At 57.7% G+C, this 19,226-nt stretch carries 19 protein-coding genes, 1 tRNA gene and 1 riboswitch; of the genes, 10 read left to right on the top strand and 10 right to left on the bottom strand.

From position 1 onward, the window contains the following. The first annotated feature begins 96 nt into the window (after window positions 1-96). From GOV79_RS20650 to GOV79_RS20635, 4 genes are all read left to right on the top strand, one after another. On the top strand, window positions 97-963 hold the full coding sequence (locus GOV79_RS20650) for a branched-chain amino acid aminotransferase (protein WP_170791574.1): 867 nt from the start codon (window positions 97-99) through the stop codon (window positions 961-963). A gap of 126 nt (window positions 964-1,089) precedes the next feature. Then, on the top strand, window positions 1,090-2,040 hold the full coding sequence (locus tag GOV79_RS20645; protein ID WP_170785404.1) for an AraC family transcriptional regulator: 951 nt from the start codon (window positions 1,090-1,092) through the stop codon (window positions 2,038-2,040). A 110-nt stretch (window positions 2,041-2,150) separates the two neighbouring features. Next, window positions 2,151-2,516 carry an SPW repeat domain-containing protein gene (locus GOV79_RS20640; RefSeq protein ID WP_170791573.1) on the top strand — a complete coding sequence of 122 codons (366 nt, stop codon included), beginning with the start codon at window positions 2,151-2,153 and terminating at the stop codon, window positions 2,514-2,516. 133 nt (window positions 2,517-2,649) lie between these two features. Beyond that, the gene (locus tag GOV79_RS20635; RefSeq protein WP_170791572.1) at window positions 2,650-4,218 is read left to right on the top strand and encodes an alkaline phosphatase D family protein; all 1,569 of its coding nucleotides are present in this window, start codon (window positions 2,650-2,652) and stop codon (window positions 4,216-4,218) included. 53 nt (window positions 4,219-4,271) lie between these two features. Here the strand turns inward: GOV79_RS20635 and cobO are convergent, their stop codons facing one another. From cobO to GOV79_RS20610, 5 genes are all read right to left on the bottom strand, one after another. Next, window positions 4,272-4,871, bottom strand: coding sequence for a cob(I)yrinic acid a,c-diamide adenosyltransferase (gene cobO, locus GOV79_RS20630; RefSeq protein WP_170770762.1), 600 nt, complete (start codon window positions 4,869-4,871; stop codon window positions 4,272-4,274). Window positions 4,872-4,929: 58 nt separating this feature from the next. Then, a complete protein-coding gene (locus tag GOV79_RS20625; protein ID WP_170791571.1) occupies window positions 4,930-5,865 on the bottom strand; it encodes a DMT family transporter in 936 nt (311 codons plus the stop codon). Window positions 5,866-5,897: 32 nt separating this feature from the next. Further along, on the bottom strand, window positions 5,898-6,572 hold the full coding sequence (locus GOV79_RS20620; protein WP_331252776.1) for an HD domain-containing protein: 675 nt from the start codon (window positions 6,570-6,572) through the stop codon (window positions 5,898-5,900). Beyond that, entirely contained in the window at window positions 6,556-7,656 is a 1,101-nt protein-coding gene (aroC, locus tag GOV79_RS20615; RefSeq protein WP_170791569.1) for a chorismate synthase, read from the bottom strand. Before aroC ends, GOV79_RS20620 begins: the two co-directional genes overlap by 17 nt. 142 nt (window positions 7,657-7,798) lie before the next feature. Next, the gene (locus tag GOV79_RS20610) at window positions 7,799-8,239 is read right to left on the bottom strand and encodes a 6,7-dimethyl-8-ribityllumazine synthase (RefSeq protein ID WP_170791567.1); all 441 of its coding nucleotides are present in this window, start codon (window positions 8,237-8,239) and stop codon (window positions 7,799-7,801) included. Between the two features lie 70 nt (window positions 8,240-8,309). Next, window positions 8,310-8,458: riboswitch (FMN riboswitch) on the bottom strand. Window positions 8,459-8,513: 55 nt separating this feature from the next. On the opposite strand from GOV79_RS20610, the gene GOV79_RS20605 reads away from it, so the two are divergent. Then, window positions 8,514-9,128: an FMN-binding negative transcriptional regulator gene (locus tag GOV79_RS20605; protein ID WP_170791565.1), complete on the top strand. Its 615-nt coding sequence runs from the start codon at window positions 8,514-8,516 to the stop codon at window positions 9,126-9,128. A gap of 2 nt (window positions 9,129-9,130) precedes the next feature. Here the strand turns inward: GOV79_RS20605 and GOV79_RS20600 are convergent, their stop codons facing one another. After that, entirely contained in the window at window positions 9,131-9,574 is a 444-nt protein-coding gene (locus tag GOV79_RS20600) for a c-type cytochrome (RefSeq protein WP_170791563.1), read from the bottom strand. A gap of 489 nt (window positions 9,575-10,063) precedes the next feature. Here GOV79_RS20600 and petA point away from each other — a divergent pair, with 489 nt between their 5' ends. From petA to GOV79_RS20585, 3 genes are read left to right on the top strand one after another with little or no spacing between them, the layout of a single operon-like run. Continuing rightward, window positions 10,064-10,648, top strand: coding sequence for a ubiquinol-cytochrome c reductase iron-sulfur subunit (gene petA / locus GOV79_RS20595; RefSeq protein WP_170785419.1), 585 nt, complete (start codon window positions 10,064-10,066; stop codon window positions 10,646-10,648). Between the two features lie 11 nt (window positions 10,649-10,659). After that, on the top strand, window positions 10,660-11,991 hold the full coding sequence (gene petB, locus GOV79_RS20590; protein ID WP_170770774.1) for a cytochrome b: 1,332 nt from the start codon (window positions 10,660-10,662) through the stop codon (window positions 11,989-11,991). Between the two features lie 17 nt (window positions 11,992-12,008). Continuing rightward, window positions 12,009-12,794 carry a cytochrome c1 gene (locus tag GOV79_RS20585; RefSeq protein ID WP_170791562.1) on the top strand — a complete coding sequence of 262 codons (786 nt, stop codon included), beginning with the start codon at window positions 12,009-12,011 and terminating at the stop codon, window positions 12,792-12,794. Window positions 12,795-12,936: 142 nt separating this feature from the next. On the opposite strand, the gene mtaB is transcribed toward GOV79_RS20585, so the two are convergent. Together mtaB and dapF are read right to left on the bottom strand one after the other, a co-directional pair. After that, window positions 12,937-14,193 (bottom strand): tRNA (N(6)-L-threonylcarbamoyladenosine(37)-C(2))-methylthiotransferase MtaB, encoded by a 1,257-nt coding sequence (gene mtaB / locus GOV79_RS20580; RefSeq protein ID WP_170791560.1) that lies wholly within the window; start codon window positions 14,191-14,193, stop codon window positions 12,937-12,939. Further along, window positions 14,190-15,032 (bottom strand): diaminopimelate epimerase, encoded by an 843-nt coding sequence (gene dapF, locus GOV79_RS20575; RefSeq protein WP_170791558.1) that lies wholly within the window; start codon window positions 15,030-15,032, stop codon window positions 14,190-14,192. Before dapF ends, mtaB begins: the two co-directional genes overlap by 4 nt. A 211-nt stretch (window positions 15,033-15,243) precedes the next feature. Between dapF and GOV79_RS20570 the strand changes: the two genes are divergently transcribed. Further along, window positions 15,244-15,319: transfer RNA gene (locus GOV79_RS20570), tRNA-Lys, on the top strand. A 240-nt stretch (window positions 15,320-15,559) separates the two neighbouring features. On the opposite strand, the gene GOV79_RS20565 is transcribed toward GOV79_RS20570, so the two are convergent. Then, complete coding sequence (locus GOV79_RS20565) at window positions 15,560-16,618, bottom strand: hypothetical protein (RefSeq protein WP_170791556.1); 1,059 nt, start codon at window positions 16,616-16,618, stop codon at window positions 15,560-15,562. A 615-nt stretch (window positions 16,619-17,233) separates the two neighbouring features. Here GOV79_RS20565 and GOV79_RS20560 point away from each other — a divergent pair. After that, the gene (locus GOV79_RS20560; RefSeq protein ID WP_170791554.1) at window positions 17,234-18,334 is read left to right on the top strand and encodes a mandelate racemase/muconate lactonizing enzyme family protein; all 1,101 of its coding nucleotides are present in this window, start codon (window positions 17,234-17,236) and stop codon (window positions 18,332-18,334) included. A gap of 24 nt (window positions 18,335-18,358) precedes the next feature. Here the strand turns inward: GOV79_RS20560 and GOV79_RS20555 are convergent, their stop codons facing one another. Next, complete coding sequence (locus GOV79_RS20555; RefSeq protein WP_170770787.1) at window positions 18,359-19,222, bottom strand: sugar phosphate isomerase/epimerase family protein; 864 nt, start codon at window positions 19,220-19,222, stop codon at window positions 18,359-18,361. Window positions 19,223-19,226 lie beyond the last annotated feature (4 nt).

The raw sequence follows: 19,226 nt of genomic DNA, 5'->3' as shown, positions 1-19,226 counted from the left end.
CAGGTATTGAATCGCAGTTTTTGCGCAACATTATGTCCGCTTCGGACTTAATTAACGCAACAATCGGAAATTTCAGCCCGGTTCAGGAGGTTTCGCATGTCGGGATATGATGATCGTGATGGTGTCATCTGGTTGGATGGCAAACTGGTGCCCTGGCGCGAGGCCAATGTACACATCCTGACCCATGCAATGCACTATGCGTCTTCGGTCTTTGAGGGCGAACGCGCCTATGGCGGCAAAATCTTCAAAAGCCGCGAACATTCCGAGCGTCTGATCGCTTCGGCCGAGGCTCTGGACATGCCGATGCCGTATTCGGTGGACGATATCGAGGCCGCCAAGGAAGAAACCCTGAAAGCCAGCGGACTGCAGGACGCCTATGTGCGCGTTCTGGTCTGGCGCGGCTCGGGTGAGGATATGGGCGTCGCGTCGGCCAAGAACCCGGTGCGGATGGCCGTGGCTGTCTGGCCTTGGGGCGCTTACTACGGCGACGCCAAGATGCAGGGTGCGAAGCTGGATATCGCAGAATGGAAACGCCCCAGCCCCGAAACCATCCCGGTTCACGCCAAAGCGGCGGGTCTTTACATGATCTGCACCATCTCCAAGCACAAGGCCGAGGCCAAGGGATGCTCGGATGCCTTGTTCATGGACTACAATGGCTATGTGGCCGAGGCGACCGGCGCCAATGTCTTCTTCGTCAAAGATGGTGAGGTTCACACCCCGCTAGCCGATTGCTTTTTGAACGGCATCACCCGCCAGACCGTCATTCAGATGCTGAAAGACAAAGGCATCACCGTCCACGAACGCCGCATCAAGCCCGAGGAAATGGCCGATTTCGAACAATGCTGGCTGACCGGTACAGCGGCCGAGGTCACTCCGGTCGGACAAATTGGCGATTATACGTTCGAAGTGGGCGACCTCACCCGCGAGATCGCGTCGGACTATGAGGCGTTGGTCCGCGCCTGATCCCAAACAACCAATTCTAACGAACCCCCGCGGATCCGCGGGGGTTTTCTTTTGCCAAACGTGCGGGATTTATTGCAGATCGTTCGAACCCATGGACGTATGCGCATAATCGTTTAGGTTAAGCATATGTTAGACCTGCTCAGCGATATCCTCACACGCCTGTCCCTGAAAGGCACGTTCTACTTCCGCACATCGTTCACGCCGCCCTTTGGCGTCCAGGTGCCTGCCTTCGAAAACGTGGCCCGGTTTCACTTTGTCCAGCGGGGCGAGCTGAAGGTACATGTCTCGACCACCGGCGAAACACTGCGGCTACGGCAAGGCGACCTGATCCTGATCCCGCACGGGTCCGCGCATGCTCTGCTCTGCAATGAGGTTAAACCGCTGGACGCTTTGCCTTTGGAAGAGGTGCTGGAAAAATCCGGCTACCAAGGCGACGGCGTTCTGGTCTATGGCGGCGAGGACAAAAGCCGGGATACGCAGCTGATCTGCGGGCATTTCTCGTTCACCGGCCCGCCGGGGCGGCAGGGCACGGGACATATGCTAATCGACCGGCTGCCCCCCTATATCCTGATCGAGAACTACGGCGAAGAGGCCGGAGCCTGGATCGAATCGACCCTGCGCATGATCGGGTCCGAGGTCAGCGGCGCCCGCATTGGCGGCGATCTGATTGCGCTGAAACTATCCGAAGTGCTGTTTGCCCAAGCCATCCGCGCCCATCTGGAACATCAAAGCCCCAGCGAATCTGCCTTGGCTGGGTTTGCTGATCCCCGCGTGTCACGCGCGCTGACAGCTTTCCACCAGTCTCCGGCGCAGGACTGGAGCGTCGAGTTGCTGGCCCGCGAGGCCGGGATGTCACGCACGGCCTTTGCCCAATTATTCGCCGAAAAGATGGGCACGACTCCGATGCAATACCTGACCGACTGGCGCATGCAGATCGCCTGCCACGGTCTGACCGAAAGCCGCTGGAACGTCGCGGACGCAGCCGCCGAAGTGGGCTATGCGTCCGAGGCCGCATTCTCGCGCGTGTTTAAAAAACAGGTCGGTCTGTCCCCGGCAGCTTATCGAGCCATGCACTGAAGCGACGGAATTTTGGACGATCTGCAATATCACGAGAACGATCCGGACTGATGCGTTCGGGGTTACTGATTTATCTTGGACTCATACCAAGCTAAGGAAAGGAACCTTCCATGTCTGCCCGTTTCGTGACCCGCAACATTCACGCCTATCTGGATTACCCCGTTGCCATTGCGCTGATGACCTTGCCATTCATACTGGGTCTAGGCCAATCCAACCCGCTGGCGCTGTGGCTGTCGGTCGTGACCGGCGTCGCCGCATTTGTGCTGACCGTGCTGACAGATCACCATCTGGGGATTTGGCGTGTGCTGCCCTATAAACTGCACCTGACAGTCGATCTTCTGGTCGGGCTGACCTTCCTTGCTGCGCCCAGCCTGCTTGGATTTTCCGGCCTAGATGCGGTATTCTACTGGGTGAACGGTGCGGCAGTTGTTGTGGTGATCGCACTCAGCACGCCGGAACAGGACGTCACGGCCTAAGCACCTTGTCCACAAGTGTCACAATATCATCGTGATACTTTCAAAAAACTGAGCCGCTTGTTTTACAAACAGGCGGCTCACTGCCGCTCACCAATCGCGTGGTCCCTAAGGACCACCAGACAGGAGAGCCCAAATGACCCGAATCCTACGCCCCAATCGCCGCGCCTTTCTGGCTGGCAGCACCGCCTTCGCCGCATCACTGTCCATGCCAGCCATCAGCCGCGCATCCTCGCGCCCGGTTTTCACCCACGGCGTTCAGTCGGGTGATGTTGACACCACCTCGGGTATGATCTGGACTCGCACCGATCGACCGGCTCGCGTGATGATGGAGGTCTCGACCACCGAGAGCTTTACCGATGCGCGCAAACTGACCCCTATGGATGCAATCCCCAACAGCGACTTGGCCGTCAAGCGGTTGGTCGACGGGTTGCCGTCGGATCAGGACATCTTCTATCGGTTTACCGCAGCGGATCTACACGACATTAGCGCCATATCAGAGCCTATTATTGGCCAATTTCGCACTGCACCGACCTCACGCCGGAATATCCGCTTTGCCTGGTCGGGCGATACCGCTGGGCAGGGTTGGGGCATCGACGACGAAGGGATGCGCACCTACGCCACCATGGCGCAGCACAAGCCCGATTTCTTCATCCACTCGGGCGACACGATTTATGCCGATGGTCCGATGCAGGATGAGGTCGTCAAGGGCGATCAACTGATCTGGAAAAACACAACCCTGATCGACGAGAAACGCAAAGTGGCTGAAACGCTGGACGAATTCCGTGGTCAGTGGAAATACAACATGATGGACGAGCATGTGCGCTCTATGAACGCCGTCTGCCCGACCTTCTTTCAGTGGGATGACCATGAGGTCGTGAACAACTGGTCGGATGCGAAAGACCTGATCTCGGACGACCGCTATTCTGAGAAATCGGTGCACGTGCTGCAATCCCGCGCTGCCCGTGCCTTCCACGAAATGACACCGCTGCGCATCACCCCGGCCGAGCCGGGGCGGGTGTATCGCAAGATCGCATATGGTCCAATGCTGGACGTGTTCTTTTTGGACCTACGCAGCTATCGCGGGCCGAACGGGGCCTCGATGGAGGATGAGATCACTGATCAGTCCCGCATTCTAGGGGCCGAGCAACTGGCTTGGCTGAAACGGGAACTCGCCGCGTCCGAGGCGACGTGGAAGGTTATCGCATCCGACATGCCAATCGGTCTGATCGTCTGGGACAACTGGCGGGAACAAGCCGGGGCCGAAGCCATCGCAAACGGCGATAGCGGCCCCGCCAAAGGGCGCGAGTTGGAGATTGCCGAACTGCTGCAATTTATCAAAACCGCCGGGATCACCAATACGGTCTGGTTCACCGCTGACGTTCACTATACCGCCGCGCACTATTACGACCCTAACAAAGCGCAATTCCAGGATTTTGAGCCGTTCTGGGAATTCGTCTCGGGCCCGCTGCATGCCGGAACTTTTGGGCCGAACGCCTTGGATGGGACCTTCGGCCCCGAAGTCAAATTCGTCAAAGCCCTGGCCGAGGGACAAGGTGTCAATCTACCCCCCAGCGCCGGTCTGCAGTTCTTTGGATTGGTGGATATCGACGGAGCCACCGAGCAGATGACAGTGCGTCTGATGGACCGCGCCGATACCGAGCTGTGGTCGATCACGCTGGACCCAAAGTCTCGCGCAATTTAATGGGAACAGAGCGCCCCAGACTTATGATCAGGGGCGCTCTGTCATTCCAACACTTAAAAATCCACGCCGCGCTGGGCTTTGATACCAGCTTGGAACGGGTGTTTCTCTTCCGTCATTTCGGTGACAAGATCTGCATAGTCACGCAGCGCCTGCGGCGCGTCGCGGCCCGTAAGAAACACGCTGGTTTTGTCCGAGCGTGCATTCAGCCCATCAATGACCTGCTCGACCGACAGATACTCGTACCGAAGGGCAATGTTGATCTCGTCCAAAACCACCAGGTCATAGTGCCCGCTGGCCATCAGGTCACACGCCTTGCCAAAGGCGGCGTTGGCCGCGGCGATGTCACGCTCTCGGTCCTGCGTGTCCCAGGTAAAGCCCTCGCCCATTGTGTGCCATGTGACCAGATCGCGTTCTTCAAAGAAACGCCGCTCACCCGTTTTCCACTTACCCTTGATGAACTGCACAACGGCAACTTTCTGGCCCCAGCCCAGCGCCCGAATGACCACACCAAACGCAGCCGAGGACTTACCCTTGCCCTTGCCGGTATTGATCAGGACCAACCCGCGCTCGGGGTCTACGGCCTCGGAGACTTTCTTGCGGTGCTGGGCCTGCACCTTCTGCATCTTTTCCTTGTGATCCTGCGCATCACTCATGGTGGGAACCTTTCCTTGTGTTGCGCCCAACCTAGGTGAAGTTCGCGAAAGGTAAAGATCAGCCTTTGGGATCCGTGACTGAACGCGCTTTTGCCCGCTCCAGCCCCAGTTGCCGTTCGCGCAGGATCACCACCACATTTCCTGCGATAACCAACGCTGCCCCACCCAGCATGACCAAAGTCGGCAGCTCGTCGAACCAGACATAGCCGATGACCACCGCAAACAGCATCGTGGTATAGTCATAAGGTGCCAGCATCGAGGCTTGCGCGAACTTGTAGGACGTCGTGACCAATATCTGTGCAACCCCTCCTGTCAGCCCCACAAGAGCCAATATTAGGGTCTGTTCAAGCGTGGGCGCGGTCCATCCCCAAAATGCCGTCAAGGCGGACAGCAGCGTTGCCGTGACAGAAAAGTAAAAGGCCACGGCGGCGGGGTGATCGACCTGAACCAGTTGTCGGATATGGATTTGCACGAATCCTCGCGCCATCGTGGCAACCAGAACGCATAGCGCGCCGAGGGTTGCCGTGCTTTCCATGTTGTTGCCGTCCAGCCGGGGCCAGATCATGATCAGAACGCCCAGCAGCCCAAGGCCGACAGCACCGATACGGATCATGCGAATGCGCTCACCCAGAATGACGGCCGCCAGAATCAGCGTGAAGATCGGCGTGGCGTAGCCAATGGCCGTGACCTCGGGCAGAGGCAGCAGGGCCAGCCCCGTAAAGGTCAGCCCCATGGCCGAAGTTCCCAGAACACCGCGCCAGACGTGGCCCATCGGCTTTCGGGTGATCAACCCTTGCGCCAGCTCTCCACGCCAGAGCAGCCAGCCAATGATCACAGGGATGGCAAAGAGCGAGCGGAAAAAGACCATCTCGCCCGGCGGGAACGTATCCGACAGCGCTTTGACCAATGCGGCCATGGCCGTGAACAGGAACAATGCGCCCAGCTTCAGACCCACCGCCAGGGCGGGTCGATGCGATGTTAAGGATTTTGCCATGGGCCGGACCCTGCGCCTTTAACGGGCAAAGATCAACTGGTCGCGTCGCCGTTTATCCACGTCCGCGGCAGGTCACTGCCGATTTCCTCGGCGAACTCGTGCAGAAAACGGATCATACGCGCGGTCCTTGCTTTTGCGATCTGCCGCCCGGTTTCAGTCAGCATGTCATCAGACAAGCTCAGCAGTTTCACTTTCCAATGGTCGAGCGAATAGTGCAGATCATCCAGCGCGCGATCAGCCGCAAACGGATCGGCTGCATCGTAGAGCGTGCGCCCCAATGCGCCCGAGACCGAAAAGTTCCGTGCAATCCCGATGGCGCCCAGCGCATCCAGCCTGTCGGCATCGCGCAGGATGCGTGCCTCGGGCGTCTCGGGCGGGATATTGGCCGAGAAGCTATGCGCCTCAATGGCATGTTTGGTGGCGTCAATTTGGGCGCGGCTAAAGCCGAAACTCGTCAGAATAGGCTCTGATTCCGATGCGGACTTGCGCGAGGCCAGATGGCGATCCGGGTCATCTTTTGGCAAGTTGACCAGATCGTGCAGATAGCTGGCGGCAAGCAGGACAGTCATGTCAGTCTGGTCATCGGAAATGGCCCGAGCGTTTACCCAGACACGGTCCAGATGGGCCAGATCATGGGCCGGGTCCGTTTCCATGCGTTGCGCCACGACAGCGCGCAGGCGGCTGCGCAGATCAGCCGATATGTCCACGGTTTTCTCCGATCTGACCGCGATGCAGCAGCAGGTGGTCCAGAATCACGCAGGCCATCATCGCCTCACCCACTGGGACGGCACGGATGCCAACGCAGGGGTCGTGGCGGCCTTTGGTGATGATCTCGGTTTCCTCACCCGATTTGGTGATCGTCTTGCGCGTGGTCAGGATCGACGAAGTAGGCTTTACCGCAAACCGCACCACGATGTCCTGCCCGGTCGAGATGCCGCCCAGAATACCGCCCGCGTGGTTGGAGCTGTACTGCGGGCCATTCTGACCCATGAAAATCTCATCGGCATTGGCCTCACCTGTCAGTTCAGCAGCGGCCATCCCTTCGCCGATCTCGACCCCTTTGACGGCGTTGATCGACATCATCGCGGCGGCCAGATCAGTGTCTAACTTGGCATAAATCGGCGCGCCCAGCCCGGCGGGGACGCCGCGCGCCACGACTTCGACCACAGCGCCAACCGAGTTGCCGGATTTGCGCAGGTCATCCAGATAGGCGGCCCAGTCGTCGGCGGCTTGGGCGTCAGGTGTCCAGAACGGGTTCTGTTCGATCTGCGACAAGTCGAAATTGGCGCGGTCGATTTTGTGTGGGCCGATTTGGGTCATGTAGCCTGTGATCTGCACGTTGGGCGCGATCTGCTTGATCGCTTCACGTGCCAGCCCTCCGGCCGCGACGCGCGACGCGGTTTCACGGGCCGAGCTGCGCCCACCGCCGCGATAGTCGCGGATGCCGTATTTCTGCCAGTAGGTGATATCGGCATGTCCCGGACGGAACTTGTCGATGATGTCGCCGTAGTCTTTCGAACGTTGATCGGTGTTCTCAATCATCAGCTGAACCGGGGTGCCTGTAGTCTGACCTTCGAACACGCCTGAAAGGATTTTAACCTGATCGGGCTCACGGCGCTGGGTCGTGAACTTGTTCTGCCCGGGTTTGCGCTTGTCCAGCCAGTGCTGGATCATGGCTTCGTTTATGGCGACACCCGGAGGGCAACCATCCACCGTGGCGCCCAAGGCGGGGCCATGACTTTCACCCCAAGTGGTGACGCGGAAGAGGTGTCCAAAGCTGTTCATCGACATGGGGCGTGCTCCTTTGGAAATTGTGATTAGCGGGGAGTGTCTTTGGCCTCAAGCGGATTTGCATGCGGAAAGCGGGGGAAGGGGGCGCTGCCCCCGTCGCGCGGGCGCGACTCCCCCGAGGTATTTTCGAACAGAAGAACGATCAGGCCGCTTGTACGATTGAGGCGCGGGTTTTTGTGATTGTCAGAGCCGCCTGGGCGGCCTCGCGGCCTTTTTCGACGAAATGGGCGCGGTAGATGGCGTTGTGATGGTCGGTTTCCTGATACTGGTGCGGGGTCAGCGAGACCGACAGGACCGGCACACCTGTGTCCAACCCAGCGCGCATCAAACCGTCGACCACGGCCTGTGCCACGAAATCATGCCGGTAGATGCCGCCATCCACTACAAAGGCGGCGCAGGCGACGGCCGCGTAGCGCCCGGTTTGCGCTAGATCGCGCGCCAGCAGGGGCATTTCGAACGCGCCTGGGACATCGTAGACGTCGATCTGGTCGGCTGGGATGACCTGTTGGAACCCTTCCAGCGCCTGATCGACGATATCGGAATGCCAGTTGGCTTTGACGAAAGCATAGCGGGTGTGTGTCATTTGTGATCTCCTTAGCAAAACAGACACGTCACCCAAGGCGATCACGAACAGCCGCGCCAATGGGCACGCTGCACGTTCTCTTTCATCCGGACTTTAACCGTCGGCTCTGGCCTCTCACCAGATCTGCTTGTCACCTCGTGTACTGAGGCCGCTCGCGGGCTTACGGGTCAGCGCCCGCATACCGCCGGTAGGGAATTTCACCCCGCCCTGAGAACGACGCGGACCTTGCCAAGATCGCTGCGAATCTGCAAGGCGTTCCGTTAGGAGATTTGATATGCACCCAAACCCGGCTTTCCGCTCTGAAGATCAGGCCTTAAGTGTCGAATTTGCCCGCGCGCGGGCCTTTGGCGTGTTGGCGTTGTCCACCGAAGGCGCTCCTTTGATCAGTCATGTGCCTTTCCTGCTGAGCGAAGATGGCACGTTCGCTGAATTGCATCTTGTGCGGTCGAACCCGATTGTCCGCGCGCTGACAGAACCGCGCGCGGCGAAAATCGCCGTCACCGGGCCGGACGGCTATGTCTCACCCGATTGGTACGGGGTCGAAGATCAGGTGCCGACGTGGAATTATGTTGCGGTCCATCTGACGGGAATGCTGGAACTGCGGCCGCACGATGAGTTGCAGGGCCTTTTGGACCGCCAGCCGGCCTTTTATGAGCAGCGGCTGTTGCCCAAACCACCCTGGACAACAGACAAGATGACGCCCGAGGCGCTGGACCGAATGATGCGCATGATCGTGCCCTGTCGGATACAGGTGGATGATATTCAGGGCACCTGGAAGCTGAATCAGAACAAACCCGATGCTGTGCGCTTCGCGGCGGCGGATCAGGTCGGCGGTGGGATCGGGGTGGACTTGGCAAAGCTGGCCACGCTGATGCGCGGCCAGCGCTAGGGTCAGTTGCTGAAGGTGGCCAGATAGGCGGCGATATCTTCGGCACCTTTTTTCAGCTGCACGCTCATGTTGGGGCGGGCGGTTTCGTCGTCCAGGTAGTTTTTGATGAAGCGGATCGGATCTTTTGAATAGGCGGCAATGTTGTCTTCGGTCCAGACAAGCCCCTCTTGTCCAGCGCGGATCATATCATCGGTGAACATGCCAATAGGCAGGCGTTCGCTTCCATTCAAGTAGTCAGTTTCTGTACCCGCAACGCGCCCGACCACGCCAAATAGATTCGGTCCGGTGATTCCACCTTTGACCAGAACCTCATTACCCTTGATGATCGCGTGGCACGAGGAACACCGGTTATAAAGCGCCTTTCCTTTGGCTGCGTCCCCGGCGGCGCTGACCTGCGAGGACAGCGACAGAGCGAAAACAAACGTGATCAGGGGAAATTTGGGCATGGGATGCGTCCTGCTGAGAATTGTCCTTGCCCGCGCCTTCTTGCATTCATCTTTGAAGTGCAATCGAAATCGCGTCTCACCCGGGCGTTCTGAAATATCTAATTTGAACTCATATATTTAGCTGGGTCAAATCTGGCGAAAGTTAAAATTTTCATGGCCAAAATCAGGAAAATTATGGGTGATTTCACCTGAAATCTCCGGCCAGAATACTGAGACTCATCAGGGTGACGGGCGTGCCCAAAGCAAACCGAATCACCCCAAGCAGACGTGGGCGGGCAAAGGTGGATTTTTCCGGTCAAACCGGCCCGGACCTTGAAAAAATACCCTGACGTTGTGACATGAATGCCCAGATGCGGCGTAGTGCGCGCCTATGACCGCTGGACGAACCGATTTCTCCCGGATAGATAGCCGCGATGAGACGCCGCTTTGATGCGGTGCTGATGCATGTTTGCCCGGTATCCTCCGGGCGCCGGAATCGGAGAAAACCTCGTGTCCCACGCAGAAGACCACGAAGGCACCCGCAGAGATTTCCTCTACTACGTCGCTGGCGGCGCAGGTGTCGTTGCGACGGGTGCAGCCGTATGGCCCCTGATCAACCAAATGAATCCCTCGGCAGACGTTCAGGCGCTGTCCTCGATCCGTGTGGACGTGAGCGGCGTTGAGCCGGGGACGCAGCTGACTGTGAAATGGCTGGGTAAACCCGTCTTTATCCGTCACCGCACCGGTGCCGAGATCCAAGAGGCCAAAGAGCAGGACGCCGAAGGTCTGGATGCGCTGCCCGATCCGCTGGCGCGCAACTTCAACCAACCGGCTGATGCGCCCGCGACCGACGAAAACCGCGTCATGCCCTCGCCCGAGGGCGAAGCCCCCGGTGCCTGGCTGGTTCAGATGGGCGTATGTACGCACCTGGGCTGTGTGCCGCTGGGTGATGCCGGTGACTTTGGCGGCTGGTTCTGCCCCTGCCACGGTTCGCACTACGACTTGGCTGGCCGAATCCGTAAAGGCCCCGCGCCTGAAAACCTGCCTGTTCCGCCTGCGGAATGGACAGACAACAGCACCATTAAACTCGGCTAAGGGAGACCCAGATGTCCGGAATTCCCCACGATCATTACGAGCCGAAGACAAACGGCGAGAAATGGCTGAACAGCCGCCTGCCCATCGTCGGCCTGATTTACGACACCATCATGATCCCAACCCCCAAGAACCTGAACTGGTGGTGGATCTGGGGCATCGTCCTGGCGTTCTGCCTGGCGCTGCAAATCGTCACCGGTATCGTTCTGGTGATGCACTACACCCCGCATGTTGATCTGGCCTTTGCCAGCATCGAGCACATCATGCGCAACGTGAATGGCGGCTATATGCTGCGCTACCTGCACATGAACGGCGCATCGCTGTTCTTTGTTGCGGTCTACATCCACATCTTCCGTGGCCTGTTCTACGGCTCGTACAAAGCCCCGCGTGAGATCACGTGGATCATCGGGATGCTGATTTATCTGATGATGATGGGTACTGCCTTCATGGGCTATGTTCTGCCCTGGGGTCAGATGTCCTTCTGGGGAGCGACCGTGATCACCGGACTGTTTGGCGCGATCCCTTTCGTTGGTGACGCGATCCAGACCTGGCTGCTGGGTGGACCCGCGGTGGATAACGCTACGCTGAACCGCTTCTTCTCGTTGCACTATCTGCTGCCGTTCGTGATTGCGGCGCTGGTGATCGTGCATATCTGGGCCTTCCACACCACCGGCAACAACAACCCCACGGGTGTTGAGGTTCGCCGTACGTCGAAAGCTGATGCCGAGAAAGACACTCTGCCCTTCTGGCCGTATTTCGTGATCAAGGATCTGTTCGCACTGGCCGTGATCCTGGTCGTGTTCTGGGCGGTTGTCGGCTTCATGCCGAACTATCTGGGCCACCCCGATAACTACATTGAAGCCAACCCGCTGGTCACGCCGGCACACATCGTGCCTGAATGGTACTTCCTGCCATTCTACGCGATCCTGCGTGCCTTCACCGGCGAGGTCTGGGTTGTGCAATTCGCCAGCTTCATCACCGGCGGCATCATCGACGCCAAGTTCTTTGGTGTTCTGGCGATGTTCGGTGCGATCCTGGCGATGGCGCTGGCCCCGTGGCTGGACACATCGACCGTGCGTTCGGGCAAATACCGTCCGATGTTCAAATGGTGGTTCTACCTGCTGATCGTCGACTTCTTTGCCCTGATGTGGCTGGGTGCGATGCCCGCCGAGGAGCCCTATGCGACCTTCTCGCTGATCGCGTCCGCCTACTGGTTCGCCTATTTCTTCGTGATCCTGCCGATCCTGGGTGTCATCGAAAAGCCCGATGCACAGCCGGAGACGATCGAAGAAGACTTCAACGCGCATTATGGCAAGGCTGACGCCGACGCCACGCCGGCCGAGTAAGAAGAGGGACCGGAAACATGTTCAAGAAACTTGCAATCGGTGCCGCGTTTGCCTTGGCCCTTACCCCTGCTGCGTCTTTCGCGGCAGGTGGCGGCGAGCAGCATATCGAGGATTTCCACTTCTCGTTCGAAGGGCCGTTTGGCACCTGGGATCAAAACCAGCTGCAGCGCGGTCTTCAGATCTATACCGAGGTCTGCGCGGCCTGCCACGGCCTGCAATATGTACCTCTGCGTGATCTGGAAGCGCTGGGATACTCGGAAGAAGAAGTGATCGCCTATTCGGCAGAGAACTTCGAAGTGTTCGATCCCGAGCTGGATGATTTCCGCGCGGCCATCCCGACCGACCACTTCCCGGCCAACAATGGCGTTGGTGCACCGGACCTGAGCCTGATGGCCAAAGCACGTGCCGGATTCCACGGCCCATACGGTCTGGGGATCAACCAGCTGTTCAAAGGCATGGGTGGTGCGGAATACATCGCCTCGCTGCTGGACGGTTATACCGGTGAGGAAAAAGAAGAGGCCGGCACCATTCTCTATGAGAACAAGGCTTTCCCCGGTGGATGGATTTCAATGGCACCTCCTATGTCGGATGATCAGGTTGAATTCGCCGATGGCCACCCCGCCACGGTCGAAGCCATGTCCGAGGATATTGCGGCCTTCCTGATGTGGACGGCTGAGCCCAAGATGATGGAGCGCAAGTATTCCGGTTTTGTCGGCGTGATCTTCCTGTCGGTTCTGTCGGTGCTGCTGTATCTGGTGAACAAACGCCTGTGGGCCGATGTCAAAGGTAAGCGCAAAGACTAAGGTTTTTGCATCGCTGAAATTAAAAACCTCCGCGCCGGAAGGCTGCGGGGGTTTTTTGTTGCAGGCGAGGTGAAGGGGCCAGCCCCTTCTTGGCCTACGGCCAATTCATCCCCGAGATATTTATGACCAGATGAAGGACGGATCAGGCTTTGAGTTGGCTGCTCGTGTGACCGGTTATCGTGGCGGTGACGATCTGGCCTTCGGGTTGGGGGGTGGTGAAGGTGACTTCGGTGAATTGCTCGGTACGGCCCATATGCGGGTTCTCCATCAGAATGTGATGGGTTTTACCCAGTTGGGCGGTCAGGTGTTCGGCGACCTGAACCTCTCCGGCGGCGCGCAGCCGGGCGGCGCGGGCTTTGACAATGTTGCCGTTGATTTGCTGTGGGATACGGGCGGCCGGTGTGCCTTCGCGTTTGGAATAGGGAAAGACATGCAGCCAGGTCAGGTCGCACTCCGTGACCAGTTTCAGCGAGTTTTCGAAATGGGCGTCCGTTTCGGTGGGGAAGCCTGCGATGATATCCGCGCCAAAGGTCATGTCAGGGCGCAGCTTGCGGGCCTCTTCGGTGAAGCGGATGGCGTCGTCGCGCAGGTGGCGGCGTTTCATGCGTTTCAGGATTAGATCGTCGCCATGTTGCAGCGACAGGTGCAAATGCGGCATCAGGCGCGGTTCCGTCGCGATAGCCTGCATAAGGTTTTCATCGACCTCGATCGAGTCGATCGAGCTGATCCGCAGGCGCGGCAGGTCGGGAACCAGCTTGAGGATACGCATCACCAGATCACCTAGCTTCGGCTGAGCAGGCAGGTCAGCGCCCCATGAGGTCAGGTCGACGCCGGTCAGCACGACCTCGTTATAGCCCCGGTCCACCAGCCGCTTGATTTGGTCCACCACCACGCCCGCAGGGACGCTGCGCGAGTTGCCACGCCCGTAGGGAATGATGCAGAAGGTGCAACGATGATCACAGCCGTTCTGGACCTGCACATAGGCGCGGGATCGGGTGCCGAAGCCATCGATCAGGTGACCTGCAGTCTCGGTCACGGACATGATGTCATCGACCTGTACCGCCTCGGTCTGACCGATGAAATCAGCGGCCATGCCTTTCCAGGTGTCGGGCTGCATCTTCTCGGTATTGCCGATGACCGCGTCGACCTCGTCCATTTTGGCGAAGGTTTCAGGTTCGGTCTGGGCGGCGCAGCCGGTGACGATCAGGCGCGCATCGGGGTTTTCCCGGCGCAGCTTGCGGATTTCCTGCCGGGCTTTGCGCACGGCCTCGGCCGTCACGGCGCAGGTGTTCACCACCACGGCGTTCGACAGGCCTGCCTGTTGTGACAGTTCTTTCATCGCCTCGGTCTCATAGGCGTTCAAGCGGCAGCCCAGAGTAGTGAACTTGGGCGCGCTCATCCCAGCATCCCCAGAAACTCAGGGGTCAGCGTTCCCGAGAAGACATGGGCCGTGGGGCCGGTCATCCAGACACCATCCTCGCGCCAGTCGATCCAGATCGTGCCACCGTCCAGTTCGATCTGCACCTTGCGCCTGGTCAAGCCGCGCCGTGCAGCCGCCACCGCTGTGGCACAAGAGGACGAGCCAGAGGCCAGCGTGATGCCCACGCCGCGCTCCCACACGCGCATACGGATGTGATCGGGGCCGATGATCTGCGCCACCTGAACGTTCGTGCGTTCGGGATAAAGCGGGTGATATTCGTAGCGCGATCCGAATTCTTCCAGCGGGATTGCCTCGGCATTGTCCACAAAAAAGGTGCAGTGCGGGTTGCCCATTCCGGTCGCCGAAGGCCCGCCTTCGATGGGCAGTTCCAGCGTATCAACCTCTTCGGCCAGCGGGATCTGGTGCCACTCCAGCTGGGGCGGGCCCATATTGACCGAGGTCAGCCCGTCGCCCGCGTCGCGCGCACAAAGCGTGCCGCGTTCCGTCGTCAGGGTCAGCTCGGGCTTGCCGGTTTCCTCCATCAGGAAGCGGGCGATGCAGCGCGTGGCATTGCCGCACGCGGCCGAAGTCGACCCGTCCGCGTTGTAGAACACCAGATGCGCATCCGATTCGCCGTTTTCGATGACTGCCAACTGATCAAAGCCGACGCCAAACTGACGGTGCCCGATTCCCTTTGCCAGGGCTGGTGTTAGGTCAATGCTTTGCGCACGCGCATCCACAATGACAAAGTCATTGCCCAGCCCGTGCATCTTCATGAAGGGCAAACCCGAAGTCAGTATTCGTTGCATGGCGGGCATATAACCCTGCCTTTGAAATGAATCCACCCTATCGCGCAGATTCCTGAAAAAAGGGGTTGACCCCCCAGCGTCCCCTGCCTAATTAGGCCGCCTATCGGGTCGCCGGAACGTAAGAAATTACAGGCGAAACGACGCGTGAAATAAGGACTTGCACCCGATCGGGAAAATGCCTTAGAGAGCGCCACGGATCGAAGGATCCAGACAAAAGAGTGGGCCGTTAGCTCAGTTGGTAGAGCAACTGACTTTTAATCAGTGGGTCGCAGGTTCGAATCCTGCACGGCTCACCACTTTTTTCCTTTCTACAATGTTGTGTGTGAGTGATCTCTGGTCTTCTGCCATCGGGGTTTGTCTAACAGAAACAATGTAACACGGTTTCTGGTGTTGTGTTCTACGGCCGCATGGCAATGCGCCACATGGTTTGGATCGTTTTGTCATCCAGTTTGTAAGGTTTTCAATAGTCCGGAAAGAGGCGAGGCCCATATCCGCATAGCGAACAGCTATAAGATTTTGAAAAACATCAAGTTGGGTTACTCAACCGCCACTTCCTGATCCAGAACCATATTTAGAACAAACTCTGTTGCCGGGTCTGTTAGTTCGTGATCGGCAATGGCCTTGAACTGTTGGTGCAGTGGGGTCTTTCCCCAATTTCGCGTAGCGAAAGCAATCCGAGCCGCGAGGGTACGATCTCTTTCCAGAACCGTTAATAGGATTGCGATAATCTCACCTCTGAACCTCGGCTGAGACGATCCAGCCTCTGTTAAAGCCCGGACGAACGCCCATTTGTCATCATCCGTCATTTGATTACCTTGAAGTACCAGATCAATCGATTTGATTGCCAATGCTCCATCTGCCTCTATGCCAGCAAGCGCCCATTCAAATGCGTTTAGGCCCCCGTTATTTAGTGCTTTGATGTATCGCTGACGTACGATTGAGCGGGCATGCGTGTCGCTTTGCAGGCCAAGCAGGCGTATGACGGTGGGCCTGTAGACAAAGCGATCCAGTCTATTGAGCTCTTCCAAGATCTGGTTCGTTGAAACCCTGTCTCCTATCGGGCGCACCAAGTCGTAGGGTGCTCGACCAATTTCAACCAAGGCAGTGCTGTGTAATACGTGATCAGAGTGCCACAGATAGTCAGAGAAGAACGAAATTCGGTCAGAGCTATCCGTTTCTCCATAACTCCAAAGCTGACCGACGGAGCGAAGTTTCCCGATAAACTCTTTTCGCTCTGGGGTCATCGTGAATATGCGTTTCCATCCCCTTGAAAAACTGCGCCCGGCTCTGTCTGTGCGCGTTGCTCCATATGTGAAAAGAACTGTATTCGTTGGATCAGAGCGGAATGCGCGCCTCGTTACGCTATCAACCAGAAACGGAATTTCGGGAATTTCTTTTAACCTGTCGTCCGAGCCCTTTAAGACTCGTCTAATTGAGAACTTGAATGGGTTCCCTGACGAGGGGCCAGCCAATACGATGACCTCGGCAGCAAGGACGTGATCAGCAATAGAGGCTTTTGGAAGCTCTACGCACACCGTACAAGCATGCAAAACGCGGGGAGCTGTTAGCCCAACAAAGCAGGTCAGAACGATCAAAAAGCTTCGTATACTTGAACGCATCGTGTTTTCATCTTTTTCAAAACGACAAACAACAACATCGTTTTATAGAGTTATAGAGATTTTTGTGTCCACAGGATAGTCAATGCCGGGAATAGTCTCCTCGCCAATCAACGAGAGCTAAGAAAAGGTTCGATTTCCGCACACTCCAGACTTTGTGTAACCAGTCCCGAACGTCAAAATGTGCAGACGGGTCGGAATGGGCTTCAATGCTGTTCGAATGGTCACGGTACAAAAGAACTATGATACGCTTCTACAACGCCTCGGTAGCGGATCTCAGGTCCAAATCCTCCACGGCTCACCACTTTTTCAGAACAAATTACGCAAATGATTTAAGTCAGGTAACTTTCATCCATTGCTTTAAACATCCGGTGGGCTTTCCTCGAAACTGAACCTGTCGCGGTGACCAACTAAATGGGTTGAATATCCGGACACTGACAAGGCACGGAAATAGCGCCTCGCCCATCTTTTCCAAACCGAATGTCATTTTTCAAAACGACACTAGGGCTTACTTACCGCTGATCTTGGGCTTTCTTTTTCCATTTACCCTCTTACAGTTTCCAAACATCGACACATCAAAAGAGGCCTTGGACCGTGGCACGTATCGAAAACCTCTCGGCGCGATTGTTCAATGTTCCGTTGACCGAGGTGCTGGTGGACGCAAAGCACGGCGATCACACGTTTTTCCAGCTGATCACTGTCACGATTCGAACTGATGATGGGGGCGAAGGAGTCGGTTACACCTATACCGGAGGCAAGGGCGGCCATGCCATTCTGGCAATGATTCAAAATGACTTGGCTCCTTTTCTGGTCGGACAGGACGCCGACCGGATAGAAGACCTGTATGACGCCATGCAGTGGCATGTGCACTACGTGGCGCGGGGCGGCATCGCCTCATTTGCGATTTCGGCCGTCGATATTGCGCTGTGGGATCTGCGCGGCAAACGCACCGGCGCGCCGCTTTGGCAAATGGCCGGGGGTACAGCGGACCGCTGCAAGGCTTATGCGGGTGGGATCGACCTGAACTTCTCGCTCGACAAGTTGTTGCGCCAGACCGAGGGCTATCTGTCACGCGGGTTCAACGGAGTGAAGATCAAGGTCGGCCAGCCTGATCTGGCCGATGATCTGGCTCGCGCAAAAGCTGTGCGCGAGATGTTGGGGCCAGATCGCTTCTTTATGGTCGACGCCAATTATTCGATGACAGTGGATCAGGCGATCACCGCCGCCAAGGGCTTTGCCGAGCACGATATCCTGTGGTTCGAAGAACCCACGATTCCCGATGACTACAAAGGCTATGGCCGTATCGCTGACGCCACGGGCGTTCCGTTGGCCATGGGGGAAAACCTGCACACCATCCATGAGTTCGAATACGCCTTTGACGACGCCAAACTAAGCTTCATCCAACCCGACGCGTCGAATTGCGGCGGCATCACCGGCTGGCTGCGGGTCGCGGCGCTGAGCGCCAAGCACAATATCCCGGTTTGCAGTCACGGAATGCAGGAGCTGCACGTAAGTCTTGTGTCCGCGCAACCCAACGCGGGTTGGCTTGAGGTTCATTCTTTTCCCATCGACCAGTACACGACCCGCCCTCTGGTCGTTGAAAACTGTCTGGCGGTGGCCCCGAATACGCCGGGCATCGGGGTCGAGTTTGATTGGGACAAGCTGAACGCCGAACATATGGAAGTGCCCGCGTAAGTCACGCGGGCACAGGTGCGCGCGTTACGCAAACACTTCTTTGAACCGGTCCACGCACAAACGGAACCCGTCCTCGAAATTGCCATTGCCGGGGTGATAGACACTTTCGAAGGACACCACGCCGTCATAGCCATCCGAGCGGAGAGCAGCGGCAATCGGGGCGAACAGATCGGCCAGCTGACCCTCGCCCATCCGGCGCACTTCGAGTGTTGCGCGTGGCGTGTCCACCTTGACGTCCTTGATGTGGATATGGCCCAGATAGCCACCGCGCAGCTCGTCATACCCGTCGGGATAGGCCAGTTCATGACACCAGCAGTTGTTGCCGGGGTCCCACAGGACCTTCAGCACATCTTTGGCGTCAAGATCGTCAATCAGCTTGCGCGCGGTGTAGTTCGAGTTCACCAGCGTACCGTTCCCGGTCTCGACAACCAGCGTCACGCCCTCGGCTTTAGCCAGTTCTACGGCAGGCGCGATCAGGGGCGGCATCGTATCCCAGACACCATGGGCAACGTTCCATTTCTCGGCCCCGTTTTTGCCCCACAGAATCTGTTCTTTCCTTTGGGTCATGATCCGTACCAGCGGAGAGCCGACGATATGCGCCATGTCGATCACCCGCTTCAGCGCGTCCATATGTTTGACATGCAGCTCGTCTCCGGGCTGGTTGGCGGCTGTCATACCCGCGAAAATATGGCGCGACAGGCATGAGACGGGTTTGCCCCGATCCCGCAACAGCGCATCAATCTCGGCAATCTCCTGCGGGCTGTGATCGCCCACTTCGGTATCGCCGACGAATTGAAGTTCAGCATAGTCCAGACCGAATTCATCCATGACATCGACCGCATGTTTCAGATCGCGGGAAATCCCGTCGCAAATAACTCCTAATTTCATGACG

Source organism: Ruegeria lacuscaerulensis (assembly GCF_013034745.1).
Lineage (GTDB): Bacteria > Pseudomonadota > Alphaproteobacteria > Rhodobacterales > Rhodobacteraceae > Ruegeria > Ruegeria lacuscaerulensis_B.
The sequence above is the reverse complement of the archived record's forward strand: the minus strand, read 5'-3'. Positions and strand labels throughout refer to the sequence as shown.